Source organism: Paenibacillus sp. OAS669 (assembly GCF_014873645.1).
Lineage (GTDB): Bacteria > Bacillota > Bacilli > Paenibacillales > NBRC-103111 > Paenibacillus_S > Paenibacillus_S vulneris.
In genome coordinates, this window is sequence record NZ_JADBDR010000004.1 from 438339 (window position 1) to 451782 (window position 13444).

The following is a 13444-nucleotide window of genomic DNA, read 5'->3' on the forward strand; positions in this document are numbered from 1 at the left end:
AGGCTGCCTGTGAATTTCCGATTGGTTGCACTGATGTTACCAAAAGTTTCAGCCTGCGAACATGGTCTCTTCTGAAGCTGCAGACGGTACCGGATCCGTAACGATTATCGTTCACCTTTAGATCCGAATGGCAGCTTGGCAGCCTTCGACCTCTCTGGTATGCTGAAGATCATACCCGCTAGAAATCAGGTGATGCCTTGAATATCGAATATATAAGAAGCTTTCTGGAGACTGCCAGATGGAACAGCATTTCCAAAGCAAGCGAGAAGCTTCATCTGACCCACCCGGCACTCAGCAAACAGCTGCGAGCCATGGAAGCCTATTATGGAGTCGCTCTCTTTCACAGGTCAAACACCGGTGTTGAGTTAACGGAGGCAGGCAAGCATCTTCTGGAGCGTCTACAGCCTCTCTATCAAGAGCTGTCTGCCATTCGTTCCGAAATGGGCCAATGGAACCAGCAAAGCATCCGTCAACTTACGCTCGGCACCCTGCCTACCTTAGCCTCCGGCTATATGCCAGAGAAGGTATATGCTATGGAAGCCGCACAGCTGCAGCTCGATCTCCGTGTGATGAATACATCATCCGAGCTATATAGCCGGCTCCAGGCAGGGGAACTCGATGCCATTGTATGTGAACGACTCCCGGAGGGAGTCTCTTCAACCTGGGAGCACACGTTATTCTCGGAGCCTTATGTTGCTATAGTCTATAAGGAACATCCTTTCTCACAACGAACTTCGGTCTCCCTTGCCGAATTAAGTAAGGAGCCATTCATTTTGCATACACCGGAATGCAGGATCCGACAGACACTTACAGAGCAAATGGAGCAATCTGGCTTTGGTCTCTCTGTCAAAACCGAGGTCGGCTTTAACGAGTTCATCCTTGGCTATGTGGCTACAGGAGCCGGTATTACCGTCTTACCCGAAATGGCTGCACGCAATCTCGCTTCCGCTTCCCTGGCGGCCGTTCCAATTGCGGATGAGGGAATGGTACGGGTGATTGCATTGACTACGGCCCGCACTGCGGCAGACAAAGGACGTTTGCTGGCGGCTTACCTCAAGCCTTAACTGGATAAGGATCACGGTCCGATTGTTCTAGATTACTAGGCTCCCTTACTTGCCGTATACCCTTATCACGTAGTATCATAACTAGCATCAGAAGCAAAAGGAGCTTGTACTTATGAGCGTACACGAAGCAATAACCGCACACACCCGCAAAATGCATTCCCATCTTGAACAATTTCAAGTATTGGACGAGCAGCGAGAAGCTGCTATCGATCGCGCCCTGAACCTTTGTGCATCCGGTCAGCCGTTTACCGTTGACGAGATTAATGCCTGTACGGCACGAATTAATGAGCATGCGAAGCATGGCATCTCCCCCACACGGCCCTATGTTACCGTGGATATGGTCAGAGACTTCGTCAAGCGGTCAGGACGCTAGGCACTATCGCTTATGAATAAAAAAAGCTTTGGCACCGGCATAAAAAGCGATTTTTATCCGGTACTAAGCTTTTTTTATATTATATCAAGGTCTCGATGGTATCCATTACCAGTCTAAAATAGTCTTTTCCATGCGGAACAAAGTCCCCTGCATCAAACGTGCGCTCGACATCCCTTAACAGGCCGTTACTATCAGGCTCCATTCCGTGTGCGCGAATAGGAGCATCCAGCTGGACATGGGAAATCCTCCTCACATCCGCCAGACGAACCCGATATAACCCGGTTACTTCGTCCTCTTGAAGCCGATAGGCATGAAGCGGTCTATCGTCCTTCAGTACAAATACGTGGCAAAACTCCCTATCGGTCTTTCCTCCGTCGAGCAACTGTTCCTCCTGATAGATTCCGCAGGAATGGAGCTCCTTAAATTCGACCTGAATCCCAAGCTCTTCCTCTAACTCCCTAACGCCGTCTTCCACCTGTTCCCCGGCTAGCAAATGTCCGGCACATGAGATGTCAAGCAGGTTGGGGAACGTATCTTTATCCGGATGCCTCATTTGAAATAACAGAAACCACTCATCCTCCTGCTTAGACAGGATCCAGCATTGAAATGTTTGGTGCCATAAGCCTTGCTCATGAGCCTTGCGCCGGGTGGCCGTGCCAATAAGCTTCATTTCCCTATCAAAGATGTCAAATGTCTCCAAATCCTGCTTCATCCATATCCTGCCCCTTGTCTCCTATGTTTACAGCTTAGTTTACCAGAAATCAGGAGTACGGGGTAAGCGTCACATAATCCGACAGCTCCATCTTCATATGTTTAATGGCTTGAGAGACCAGTCTTGCTACAGCTTGTGCACCCTTCTCGTTAAAATGAGTGCAGTCTGTCCCGTTATGGGAAATCATAAACAATTCTTTGGCCTTCTCATATCCGAGGTCGGTGAAATACTTAAGGCTCAATGTCATCAGATCAAGAACAGGTACCTGCTCTTCTTCTGCTAATTGCTTCATGGCTGTGCAATAATCTTCAAAATCATTCAGAAATCGTCCTTCCTCATAATGCAGCCTTCCTACCGGGGTGATAAGCAGAGGGATTGCTTGCCGTTCTCTGGCGCCGGTGATATACATGCCCAAATAATGCTTATATTCTGTGAACGGTTCCGTGTATCTCTCCGGTTTGCTAACCGTGGCATCGTTATGACCCATCTGAATGAACAAATAATCGTCGGGCTGAATTTCTTCCCCTATCGCGGCTAGTCTCCCTTCCGCAACGAAAGATTTAGAGCTCCTGCCGCCTATGGCTTTATTCACAAAGCGGACGTCCTCACTGAAATATTCTGCGATATATTGTCCCCAGCCTGCTTGGGGGGCTGAGCTTTCATTATAGGTTTGTACCGTGGAATCACCGGCTAAATAAATGGTGACTTGCTTTTTCACTGCTTCTGCTGTCATTGTCCTTATCCTCCATATCGTCTTATGCTTCTCTCAGCTTTTTCTTGCGGTCATCCTGGCGCGCCACCTGGTAAAATATGATGCCAACGATATCCCCTCATAGGAGCTGATGGTGAAACATTATCCTTCCATCCAGCCACCCAGGAGCAAGCCGATTGCAGAATGATATTATTTTAATGAATGACGGGAGCTGTCTCCTATTGCTTTTCTTTTATAGATTAAGGTTTTATAATAGACATAACAAGCTTAATTTTTTGAACTTATATCAATTTCTGAAACCTACTGGGGGGCAAGTATGAATAAATTCGTGCTTCCAATTATCACCTCCGAGAAACAGCTTCCTTTTTATGTATATTCTGTTGGGGGCATGGTCAATCAAACTCCGATCCGGCGGCTGCATGGTTATCCCCATTATGTTTGGCTTCATACGATTCGAGGAGCCGGTAAGCTTCTTTTGAATGGAGTCGAGCATTCCCTGACGGAGCAATCAGGCTTGCTTCTCTATCCCGAGAGCTCTTATGTCTACTCAGCAGTCGAGGAGCCGTGGGAAACCCATTGGGTTGCCTTTTCAGGGCATGCAGTCGGCAGCTTTCTTCAGCAGACCGGACTTCATAGCTCTCAAGTGTTCAAACATATAAATCTGCAGCTCCTCGATAGATTGATAAATGATATTTACGTATCAGCGTTATCTAACCATCCCGACAGCGGGCTTCTCTCCTCGGGAAAGCTTTACAGCTTTTTAATTGAGCTTAGCCGCAGCGTCAATCAGGAGCATTATGAGACTAGCAGCTCGACCTATCATCGTCTGCAGCCTGTACTTTCCCATATTGAAGCTCATTTGTCCGAGGATATTTCCCTAGACCAATTGGCCGAGATCATCCGGGTATCACCGCAATATTTATGCCGTTTGTTCAAGCAGTCATTACAAATGAGCCCGGTCATGTATTTAATTCGTTTACGTTTGCAAAAGGCAAAGGAACTGCTGCTCGATCAGGAAGAGCTCTCCGTAGCGGACATCGGCTCGAGAGTCGGATTTCAGGCTCCCAGCTATTTCTGCGCCGTGTTTAAGCAGCATGAAGGCATGACACCGTTAGAGTACAGGAAATATTACAAATAGCTGCTTTGGGGATCAAACACAAGAACCTGTCCGGTATCCGCCGGACAGGTTCTCTTAATAATAATCCCTATTTATGCATTTGGCGTCACCATTTGCTCCGGCCGCACATATTCATCGAATTGCTCCCCTGTCAAGAAGCCGCTTCGGACGGCAGCTTCTTTTAGCGTGAGCTTCTCATGGTGCGCCGTCTTGGCGATTATCGCCGCTTTCTCGTAGCCGATATGCGGATTGAGTGCAGTGACAAGCATGAGGGATTCCCTTACATATTTATCAATGACGTCACGGTTAGGCTCAATACCCACCGCACAATGGTCATTAAAGGACAGCATCGTGTCCGATAGCAGCTGAGCGGATTGAAGGAAATTGTGAATAATCACCGGCTTAAATACGTTGAGCTCAAAATTCCCTTGACTGGCCGCAAAGCCTATGACTGCATCGTTGCCCATCACCTGACATGCCACCATCGTCATAGCTTCGCTCTGAGTCGGATTCACTTTACCCGGCATAATCGAGCTGCCTGGCTCATTCTCCGGAATAGTGATTTCTCCGATTCCGCAGCGCGGACCGCTGGCAAGCCAACGAACATCATTGGCGATTTTCATCAGGTCGGCTGCCAATGCTTTCATAGCTCCATGAACGTAGACGACCTGATCATGACTCGTCAAAGCATGAAATTTGTTAGGGGCGGATACGAACTCCTTGCCCGTCTCCTTACTAATTTCCTCCGCTACCTTCTCCCCGAACTGCGGATGAGCGTTAAGCCCTGTCCCTACCGCCGTTCCTCCTATTGCGAGTTCCTTCATCGTATGGACGCTTTCTCGAATCATTCGCTCCGTCTTCTCCAGCATGGCCCACCAACCGCTAATCTCTTGCCCCAGTGTCAAGGGAGTAGCATCCTGCAAGTGGGTCCGGCCGATTTTAATAATATCAGCGAATGCTTCCATCTTGCCTCGAAGCGTTTCTTTCAGCGTCTTGAGCGCAGGCAGCAGCTGGTTCTCCACCGCCAATACCCCCGCGATATGCAATGCCGTCGGAAACGTATCGTTCGAGCTTTGCGATTTGTTTACGTCATCGTTTTGATGAACCTTTGCCGGTTTCCCCGCCGCTTCAAGCAGCTGGTTGGCCCTGTGGGCTATAACTTCATTGACGTTCATATTGGACTGCGTCCCGCTGCCCGTTTGCCATACAACAAGAGGAAATTGGTCATCCCATTTCTCTGCCAGGATTTCATCAGCCGCGGTAACGATTGCTTCCGCCTTCTCCTTGTCCAGCTTGCCCAGCTGAAGATTCACCCGTGCCGCCGCTTTTTTCAAGATGGCGAACGCCTGAATCACCCTCAGCGGCATTCGCTCCGAACCGATTTTAAAATTTTCGCTGCTGCGCTGGGTTTGTGCTCCCCATAATTTATCTATGGGGACTTGAATCTCACCCATCGTATCTCTTTCCACTCTATATTTCATAACGAAATGCACCTCCTGTTTCTACCATGGTATTTTACCCATTTTCAGGGATATTCTAACCATTATAGAATATGAACTTCGTTCCTCATAGAGCTTAGAGCAGCTTTTTGATTTCATCCTTCAATTGATCGGATTGCGTGCCGAATATGATCTGAACAGCGCCTTGGCCAAGCCGCATAACACCGGAAGCGCCAAGCCCCTTAAGCTCCTTGTCATCGACAAGATTATCATCTGTGAGCACGAGCCTCAAACGGGTAATACACGCATCCACCCCGCCGACATTCCCGGCTCCGCCAATGGCTGCCAGTACACGCTGTGCCTTATCCCGCGTACGCTGCCTCGGAGACATATAGCCTGCAGCAGCGGATGAAGGCTCCTCTTCCTCTCGTCCGGGCGTTTTCAGGTTAAATTTCAAAATAAGCACTCGAAATAAGACATAATATACGACACTGAAGCCTAAACCGATCGGAATGATCATCAATGGATGCGTCGCCAGTGGATAATTCAATACATAATCAATAAGACCAGCCGAGAAGCCGAACCCGAGCTTAATCCCCATGGATTCAACAATAGCTCCTGATAAGCCAGTCATAATAGCGTGGATCACATATAATCCAGGCGCCGCAAACATGAAAGCGAATTCAAGAGGCTCCGTAATGCCTGTCAAAACAGACGTCAAGGTGATTCCGATAAATGCAGAAGAGATCAGCTTTCTTTTATCCGGCTTCGCACAATGAATAATGGCCAGAGCTCCCGCTGGCAGCGCGAACATCATAATAGGGAAAAAGCCTGTCATGAATTGACCCGCCGTCCGGTCTCCGCTAAAAAACCGGTACAGATCCCCATGGACGATTTGACCTGACGCATTCGTATAATCCCCGATTTGGAACCAGGCAATGGAATTGATTACATGATGTAAACCGAATGGAATCAGCAGACGGTTCGCCGTCCCAAAAATAAACGCCCCTACACTTCCCAAATCGGTAAACCATCGTCCGAACGAATCAAGCCCGTGCTGTACAGGTCCCCATAGCAAGCCAAGGATAATGCCGACAAGAACCATCGTAAGCGATGTTATGATCGGTACAAATCGTTTCCCGCCAAAAAAACCAAGCCATTCGGGAAGCTTGATCGCATGGTATTTTTTAAATAAATAGGATGCAATGACTCCGGCAATAATCCCTCCGATAACGCCCATATCCAGCTTTTCATCTTTTCCTATGAATTCGGGAAACGCTACCGGCATCTTGCTGAGGACCGTTACCAGTACCTGATAAGCAATCACTGCCGCCAATGTTGCCGCAGCGTCGCCGATTAAACCGATCGTAATGCCCACTGCAAACAGCAGAGGCAAATAATCAAAGATGGCTGAACCGCCGGCTTGAAGGAATGGGGCAACATACTGGTTCAGAAACCCGCCGATGTTATCTCCCAGGTGAAAATCATGGATATAATCAATTGCACCGAACCTTCGCAGCAAAGCCGCAGCAGGGAGTGTTGCAACCGGCAGCATGAGCGCCTTTCCGATTTTTTGTAAAGAAGCGAGCATTCAAGTCAACCCCTTTTTCTCTAAACACATCTGCCTATGAAATCGTGCTCTGCCATACTACACGCATCATGTAAGGCTCGCCAGCATGGACCTCTTTATAGGAGCAGGAGACCTCAGCTGAAAGCATATCGTTTACAATCACTATGGGTGTAATGGGCTCATAGCCGGCTTCCCTCAAATAGCTCAAATCAAATGTAATCAATGGTTGTCCGGCCAAGACCGTTTCGCCGTTGGATATAAGCGATTGGAACCCTTCTCCTTTTAGAGCTACTGTATTCATTCCGATATGGATCAGCAGCTGCAGCCCCGATTCATGTTCCAATATGAGAGCATGCTTGGATTGGATCAGATAAGCCACCACGCCGTCAAAAGGGGCAACAAGGACCCCTTCCGCAGGAACAATAGCTAGGCCTTCTCCCATCTGTTTACTGGCAAAAGCTTTATCAGGAACCCTATCAAGGGGAACCGATTTCCCGGTTAATGGTGAGTTGATGTCCAAAGCCTGGTACTTCGTCTTGTTGGTAAGCCAGTGAGTAAACATGCGGATCCCCCTTGTTGTTTTAGACCTGCCTCATGATGTATAAACCTGAAATAACCGATTCAAATGCATGACCAAGAAGCCTACCTCATCCTCTGGAATTTCCGTCTGAAGATGATCCTTCATCACCTCTGCCAGCTCCAGGGCTAATCGATATTCCTCTTTATACTGCTTTTTCATTTGCTTAAGGAACGGATTGCTGACCACTTTCTTTTGGGTCACACGCTCTAGCGAAAACCGTAGATGAGTAACAAGCCTTACATAGTCCATGCTTTCCTTTGGGATGCGAATGGACCTGAAATGTTCAATCGTTTCCACCATTTCATTGATCAGGCTGGAGAACTTGACCAGCTGTCCTACCGGAACATTCGTTACAGCCGAATGCACGTGATAAGTGAGGAAGCCGACTTCATCATCCGGGATGTTAATCTGAAATTGCTTGCTGATAAGCTCCGCGGCTTGCTGGGCAATCTTATATTCCATAGGAAAAAACATTTTCGTTTCATACAAAAAAGGATTCACGATATCCATTCCATTGCGTAGGCGGTGTATGGCAAATTGAATATGACTCGGCAAGGCGAAATACACCTTATGGTTCACCGGGGTTGAAAAATGGGTCTCGATCTGTGCAATAATCGTTTCCGAAATACCTATCACCTCCGGATCAATCCCTTCCAGAAAGGAATGGTATTGTGTCAACTGATCTCTATCGTCCAACCGGTACCTTTTTTCAATTCTTGGATCCTTGGCGTCAATGAACTCGGAAGCTTTAGTACCAAAGCCGATTCCTTTGCCCAGCCATACATACTCTCTGTCTGTACCCAGCTCCTTGACCAAAATCACATTATTTCCGATTACTCTCTCGATGCGATGGTTGTTCTCTGGCTTCACTGACGAATCACCGCCTATTTTGTCCATATGGATACTATATACAATAAAAGAAAAAAGAGCCAAGAAAAGTTTTTCTATCTGCATAGAAAACTCTCCTCGGCTCATGCCCTTTTCGCAAGGTAACACGCCTCATTTATTCACTTAATGTAATCTTATAATAAAGAAAGCGCTGCAGTCAATCAAAAATGTCTTTCATTTCCTTTGCAAAAGTAAGAAAATTATGTTATCATTATCAAATGTATCATTGCAAGGTAACCTCGAAACGTTAAATCTCCGTTAGTTTTTCGTTGTACCTCCACCCATTCAACATTTCAAATTCCAATTAACCCTAAAGAATTTGTTGTTGTGTTACTGATTCACACTGGCGCGGTCTTCGGAGCCGCAAGGATGAAAGAGAGGTAGGGCTTTCATTGTTTTAGGGCACCACGTATATGTTATGGCAACAGAAACAGGTTGCTGGTTTAATGGTACATTTTTGGAAGAGCTCCCGTCCATACTAGGCGTCGATACTGGCGATGACTTTCTTGCTTACGGAATCAAGCGCATTTAACTCATCCGAGTTCAGCTCGATATCTACAGCATCAATATTTTCTTTCATATGGGCGATGCTTTGAGAGCCGACGATAGCCGTAGTCAAGCCTTCTTGATGCAGCAGCCAGCTAATGGCAATTTGCGAAATGGCCTTCCCTCTCGAGTCGGCAATCTCCTTTAACAGCTGTATGAGCTCTTCCTCTTTTTTCAAATGCTCGGGCAAAAATAACCGCCGCGTACTGCGGAAATCGTTTGCATCCAGCTTTTTCTTCCCCGAATGAAATGCTCCTGTCAGTATACCTTTGGCAATCGAGCTGTAGCTCATAATAGCAATGCTGTTTGCCTTGCAATAAGGTATAAGGTCCTGCTCTATCGACCGGTGCAGCAGGCTGTACTCCGGCTGTATGACATCGATTTGCGCGTAGCGGGACGCTTCCTCCAATTGCTCCAGAGAAAAGTTCGATACTCCGATGGCGCGGATCAAGCCTTCCTCCTTCAACTTGTTGAACTCCCCTAAGGTCTCGGAAACCGGAATGTCAAAGCTGGGCCAATGGATATAATAAATATCGATGTAGTCGGTTTTCAATCGCTGCAGACTGGCTTCTGCGGAACGGCGAACATCGGCTGGCGCCAGATTAGCGCGGCTGACTTTGGTGGAAAGGACGCACTGCTCTCTGATCCCAAGAAGAGCGCTGCCCACAATTTCCTCCGAGTGACCGGAGCCGTAGCCTTCCGCAGTATCAAAGGTGGTTATCCCCATTTCAAAAGCAGCCTGAAGCGCTTTGATATTATTTTCGTCGCTTGTAAACTCCCATGGCCCTCCGCCCAGCTCCCAGCAGCCGAACGTGACTCTTGATACTTCCAAACCGCTTTTGCCTAATGGTAAAAATTTCAATTGAATTCCTCCTCCAAAAGTTGTACATACCCAGTCATACCATGATTCGTCGACAGGATCAAGTGTTGCTTGAATAAGCTGTCAGCCTCATAGAATGGTCATTCGAGCATTTCAATGATTTCGGAAGCGTCATATTGACCTCCGTGCCCGCATTAATCTGGCTCTCAATTTGAATGGTCCCTTGATGAGTCTCAATAATTTTGTAGCACATCATAAGCCCAAGTCCGGTGCCTTTCTCCTTCGTTGTATAGAACGGTTCACCGAGGAACGCCAGACGTTCCTGAGGAATGCCATGGCCGTTATCTACAATACGGATATGAACTTCGTGCTCATCATGACGGATCTCCATCTGAATTTCGCCGCCGTTTGGCATGGCTTCAATGGCATTTTTTAATAAATTGATAAACACTTGCTTGATCTGAAATTCCGAACAGCATATCATAATCGGATCCTTCTTAGGCATCTGTACCGAAATTTGCACATTGTTCATGGTGGCCTCGGGCTCGATCAACTGAATCACCGTTTGAATGATCTGCTTCAGTGATTTCATATTAAACTCGATCACCTGCGGCTTGGCTATAATCAGAAATTCGCTGACTATAAAATTGATCCGATTCAGCTCGCTGCTCATAATATCGTAGTAACGCTGCTGATTCGGCCCTTTCTCATACATCAGCTGCAAAAAGCCTTTTAACGAAGTCAGCGGATTACGGATTTCGTGTGCGAGTCCCGCAGCCAGCTGCCCAACGACAGCAAGCCTATCCGATTTTCTTAATAGCTCTTCCGTCTTTTTGCGCTCGGTAATGTCTCTGGATATCCCTGCTATCGCGATAGTGACCCCATCTGCATCCTTGATCGGCGAAATGGTTAGACTAACCTGAAGTACCGTTCCATCTTTGTGCAGTCGAATCGTTTCGTAGTCCGTAATCTCTTTGCCGGATAACAGCTGATTCACTATGTCATATAATTCGTCTACACGTTCTTCTGGAATCAGCGGCAGCTTCTCGCCTATAATCTCCTCGCAAGTCCAGCCATAAATTTTTTCGAAAGCATTGTTAATTTGCAAAACATGGCCATCCAAGTCTATAACTTCAATCGCATCCGATGTGTTTGAAATAAAGGATTCCAGCATCTCCTTGGTCGCCCGCAAATCCTCCTCGGTTTGCTTGCGTTCGGTAATATCGATACAGGAAGCAATAACCTCGACTACTTGTCCATCCCGCTTGATGGGTCTAAGTGAAGCCAAGTAGGGAATCTGGTTCAGCATTCCCTCATATAGGACATGCTCCTCCCCTTCCCAAGCGCGTTTATAATATTCCTCCTTATTTAAGGCAATCTCCAGCGGTAAGATATCTTTCAGCTCACAGCCTACAATATGCTCAGGTTTGAAGCCGAGACGATAGACCAGTTCTCCGTCGCACAAGGTGTGAATGAACTTGCCATCGATCATTTTGAATTTGAACGTCATTCCCTGCTGCTTCTTTACGACATCCTGTAAGTCCTGCTGCACCAACCGCAGCGATTCTTTGGTTTTCTTATGCTCCGTAATATCCCTGGCGATGATGTAAAATCCGACGATCCGTCCATCCACAATGATAGGAACATCCTTTGCCCCCAAATATACTTGATGGCCTTGCTTATGCGTCAGTGTGATTTCATGATTGTATTGATCGTTTTCCAGCACGTTTTGCAATATGAGGAGATGCTCCTCTTCCTCTGCGATCAGCGATTTGAACGAGGTATGCAGCAGCTCTTGTGCTTCGTATCCGATTATTTTTTCCATTGCCGGATTGATCCCATCGATCTTACCGTCTAGGTCCAATGAAAATATGCCAGCTGGATTATATTCAATAAGGGAACGATATTTCTGCTCTAGCTGCTTCCGCGGACTGATATCCTGAATTTGTGAAATCGTATACATAGGTTCACCTTCAGGGTCGCGGACTAGAGAGACATGAAGCAAAATCCAGATTACTCTTCCTGTTTTATGTAAAAAACGCTTCTCTATTTGAAAGCTTTCCCGTTCTCCGGAAAGCAAACGTGTCATGTAGTCGATGTTGACTTCCAGATCTTCCGGATGTGTCAGGCTTTGATAGTCCGTCGAAAGCAGCTCTTGTTCAGAATAGCCTGTAATTCCACATAATGCTTTATTGACCTTATGCCATTTTCCACTTAGATCGTTTAAGGCCATTCCCGTTGCAGCATAATCAAAAGCAACACGGAATAATGCGTCATTCACATGCAAGGATGTTTCCAACCAATTATGATTCCCAGCTCTATTTCGTACTTTCTGCTGCGATTCGCACATGGCAATGTACCTCATATCCGATTATTTTTTCGACAGTATTACTAATGTTCTTCAAATAATGAGCTTTTCCTTCTTATATCCTCATATTTAATTCTATAATCGCTCGACAACTATCGCACAATCCATCGGATGGACCTGCCCAAAAAACAAGCTTCGAGTATATTTAACCCATTCTGTGACACATTAAAAAGGCAATTGGTCCAGTCCAAAAAGAAAGGTTGTCAGTTTATGGAGACTAAATCGGCTTCCACGCAGAATAAACAAAGTCAGTCCCAAGCTTCCCGCTTGGAAGGGCAAGAAATAACTCAAGAGCAGCTAAGTGATGTATATAATGCTGGGACAAGCGACGGAAACGTTCAGCTGGAGAGCGGAACTATGCATTTGCAAAGCGGCAACAGCAATCAACCGTAATCTTCTTTCAAAGAAAATTACATTCTATTCCTCGTGCTAATGCATGTCCTCATGACATTGGTGGAATACTATGGATGATAAAAGCGAGGAGGTGATCCCTGTGGCTGAAAACAACAATAATGCCATTCAACATGGTATTAATGCGGCTCAAGCTAATGCAGAAAATGAACAAGAGCAGCAGCAAGTCCAAGAGCTTTCTTCTTTGCTGCAAAGCAATACGGAGAATGCAAATGCGGCCTCCTCTGCGGTAAATGAGGAAGAGTCTGATTACCAGTGAATATTAAGAAACGCAAAGAAACCTGTGAGGAATCATTCCAATCACAGGTTTCTTTATATAGAGGTTATTATGCCAGGTACGAACAGTTAAATGGCGTGCCCTGAGAGATTCGAACTCCCGACCTTTTGATTCGTAGTCAAACGCTCTATCCAGCTGAGCTAAGGGCACATAAAATGCAGTCGAGAGGACTCGAACCTCCACGGGGGGTTAGCCCACACGGACCTGAACCGTGCGCGTCTGCCAATTCCGCCACGACTGCAAAGTGATATGGTGCGGTTGAGAGGACTCGAACCTCCACGAGCTTACGCCCACTACCCCCTCAAGATAGCGTGTCTGCCATTCCACCACAACCGCATATTCTATTTCAAGATGGCTTGCACCTTGAAAACTAGATACGAAATGCATGCGTGTTTTTGAGCAATTTGTGTTTCGGGGCCTGCGACGCTTACGCATCGCAGCTCTCTGACCATACTTCGTATGGCAGATAATTGGTTAAGCCCTCGACCGATTAGTATTCGTCAGCTCCACACGTTGCCGTGCTTCCACCCCGAACCTATCTACCTCGTCGTCTTCAAGGGGTCTTAC

13 protein-coding genes, 3 tRNA genes and 1 rRNA gene are annotated in these 13444 nt (G+C 46.8%); 5 read left to right on the forward strand and 12 right to left on the reverse strand.

All coding sequences use genetic code 11. From position 1 onward, the window contains the following. The first annotated feature begins 197 nt into the window (after positions 1–197). Complete coding sequence (locus tag GGC63_RS12395; protein ID WP_192702594.1) at positions 198–1064, forward strand: LysR family transcriptional regulator; 867 nt, start codon at positions 198–200, stop codon at positions 1062–1064. A 112-nt stretch (positions 1065–1176) separates the two neighbouring features. Beyond that, entirely contained in the window at positions 1177–1437 is a 261-nt protein-coding gene (locus GGC63_RS12400; RefSeq protein WP_192702595.1) for a YpbS family protein, read from the forward strand. Between the two features lie 79 nt (positions 1438–1516). On the opposite strand, the gene GGC63_RS12405 is transcribed toward GGC63_RS12400, so the two are convergent. Both GGC63_RS12405 and GGC63_RS12410 read right to left on the reverse strand, forming a co-directional pair. Beyond that, a complete protein-coding gene (locus GGC63_RS12405; RefSeq protein ID WP_192702596.1) occupies positions 1517–2149 on the reverse strand; it encodes an NUDIX hydrolase in 633 nt (210 codons plus the stop codon). A 49-nt stretch (positions 2150–2198) separates the two neighbouring features. After that, on the reverse strand, positions 2199–2882 hold the full coding sequence (locus GGC63_RS12410) for a rhamnogalacturonan acetylesterase (RefSeq protein ID WP_192702597.1): 684 nt from the start codon (positions 2880–2882) through the stop codon (positions 2199–2201). A 295-nt stretch (positions 2883–3177) separates the two neighbouring features. Here GGC63_RS12410 and GGC63_RS12415 point away from each other — a divergent pair, with 295 nt between their 5' ends. Continuing rightward, on the forward strand, positions 3178–3999 hold the full coding sequence (locus tag GGC63_RS12415; protein WP_192702598.1) for an AraC family transcriptional regulator: 822 nt from the start codon (positions 3178–3180) through the stop codon (positions 3997–3999). Positions 4000–4070: 71 nt separating this feature from the next. On the opposite strand, the gene fumC is transcribed toward GGC63_RS12415, so the two are convergent. The 6 genes from fumC to GGC63_RS12445 form a co-directional block, all read right to left on the reverse strand. Beyond that, positions 4071–5459: a class II fumarate hydratase gene (gene fumC, locus GGC63_RS12420; RefSeq protein ID WP_192702599.1), complete on the reverse strand. Its 1389-nt coding sequence runs from the start codon at positions 5457–5459 to the stop codon at positions 4071–4073. Between the two features lie 94 nt (positions 5460–5553). Then, positions 5554–7008 carry a PTS transporter subunit EIIC gene (locus GGC63_RS12425; protein WP_192702600.1) on the reverse strand — a complete coding sequence of 485 codons (1455 nt, stop codon included), beginning with the start codon at positions 7006–7008 and terminating at the stop codon, positions 5554–5556. A 34-nt stretch (positions 7009–7042) separates the two neighbouring features. Then, positions 7043–7549 (reverse strand): PTS glucose transporter subunit IIA, encoded by a 507-nt coding sequence (locus GGC63_RS12430; RefSeq protein WP_079911900.1) that lies wholly within the window; start codon positions 7547–7549, stop codon positions 7043–7045. A gap of 30 nt (positions 7550–7579) precedes the next feature. Then, on the reverse strand, positions 7580–8521 hold the full coding sequence (locus GGC63_RS12435; RefSeq protein ID WP_318781040.1) for a PRD domain-containing protein: 942 nt from the start codon (positions 8519–8521) through the stop codon (positions 7580–7582). A 412-nt stretch (positions 8522–8933) separates the two neighbouring features. Beyond that, positions 8934–9863 carry an aldo/keto reductase gene (locus GGC63_RS12440; RefSeq protein ID WP_079911901.1) on the reverse strand — a complete coding sequence of 310 codons (930 nt, stop codon included), beginning with the start codon at positions 9861–9863 and terminating at the stop codon, positions 8934–8936. Positions 9864–9921: 58 nt separating this feature from the next. After that, the gene (locus GGC63_RS12445; protein WP_192702601.1) at positions 9922–12120 is read right to left on the reverse strand and encodes a PAS domain S-box protein; all 2199 of its coding nucleotides are present in this window, start codon (positions 12118–12120) and stop codon (positions 9922–9924) included. Positions 12121–12399: 279 nt separating this feature from the next. On the opposite strand from GGC63_RS12445, the gene GGC63_RS12450 reads away from it, so the two are divergent. Together GGC63_RS12450 and GGC63_RS12455 are read left to right on the forward strand one after the other, a co-directional pair. Next, positions 12400–12582, forward strand: coding sequence for a hypothetical protein (locus GGC63_RS12450; protein WP_192702602.1), 183 nt, complete (start codon positions 12400–12402; stop codon positions 12580–12582). A gap of 70 nt (positions 12583–12652) precedes the next feature. Next, positions 12653–12859 carry a hypothetical protein gene (locus GGC63_RS12455; protein WP_192702603.1) on the forward strand — a complete coding sequence of 69 codons (207 nt, stop codon included), beginning with the start codon at positions 12653–12655 and terminating at the stop codon, positions 12857–12859. Positions 12860–12950: 91 nt separating this feature from the next. Here the strand turns inward: GGC63_RS12455 and GGC63_RS12460 are convergent. From GGC63_RS12460 to GGC63_RS12475, 4 genes are all read right to left on the reverse strand, one after another. After that, positions 12951–13027: transfer RNA gene (locus tag GGC63_RS12460), tRNA-Arg, on the reverse strand. 6 nt (positions 13028–13033) lie between these two features. Beyond that, positions 13034–13118: transfer RNA gene (locus tag GGC63_RS12465), tRNA-Leu, on the reverse strand. Between the two features lie 9 nt (positions 13119–13127). Next, positions 13128–13213, reverse strand: a tRNA-Leu gene (locus GGC63_RS12470). A 134-nt stretch (positions 13214–13347) separates the two neighbouring features. Continuing rightward, a 23S ribosomal RNA gene (locus GGC63_RS12475) occupies positions 13348–13444 on the reverse strand; the annotation flags it as partial.

What these genes read in the sequence shown, in the direction of transcription:
- GGC63_RS12435 (WP_318781040.1), bottom strand. Translation starts at nt 8,521, where the DNA reads ATGCAGATAGAAAAACTTTTCTTGGCTCTTTTTTCTTTTATTGTATAT.
- GGC63_RS12455 (WP_192702603.1), top strand. Translation starts at nt 12,653, where the DNA reads ATGGATGATAAAAGCGAGGAGGTGATCCCTGTGGCTGAAAACAACAAT.
- GGC63_RS12425 (WP_192702600.1), bottom strand. Translation starts at nt 7,008, where the DNA reads ATGCTCGCTTCTTTACAAAAAATCGGAAAGGCGCTCATGCTGCCGGTT.
- GGC63_RS12450 (WP_192702602.1), top strand. Translation starts at nt 12,400, where the DNA reads ATGGAGACTAAATCGGCTTCCACGCAGAATAAACAAAGTCAGTCCCAA.
- GGC63_RS12410 (WP_192702597.1), bottom strand. Translation starts at nt 2,882, where the DNA reads ATGACAGCAGAAGCAGTGAAAAAGCAAGTCACCATTTATTTAGCCGGT.
- fumC (WP_192702599.1), bottom strand. Translation starts at nt 5,459, where the DNA reads ATGAAATATAGAGTGGAAAGAGATACGATGGGTGAGATTCAAGTCCCC.
- GGC63_RS12400 (WP_192702595.1), top strand. Translation starts at nt 1,177, where the DNA reads ATGAGCGTACACGAAGCAATAACCGCACACACCCGCAAAATGCATTCC.
- GGC63_RS12430 (WP_079911900.1), bottom strand. Translation starts at nt 7,549, where the DNA reads ATGTTTACTCACTGGCTTACCAACAAGACGAAGTACCAGGCTTTGGAC.
- GGC63_RS12405 (WP_192702596.1), bottom strand. Translation starts at nt 2,149, where the DNA reads ATGAAGCAGGATTTGGAGACATTTGACATCTTTGATAGGGAAATGAAG.
- GGC63_RS12415 (WP_192702598.1), top strand. Translation starts at nt 3,178, where the DNA reads ATGAATAAATTCGTGCTTCCAATTATCACCTCCGAGAAACAGCTTCCT.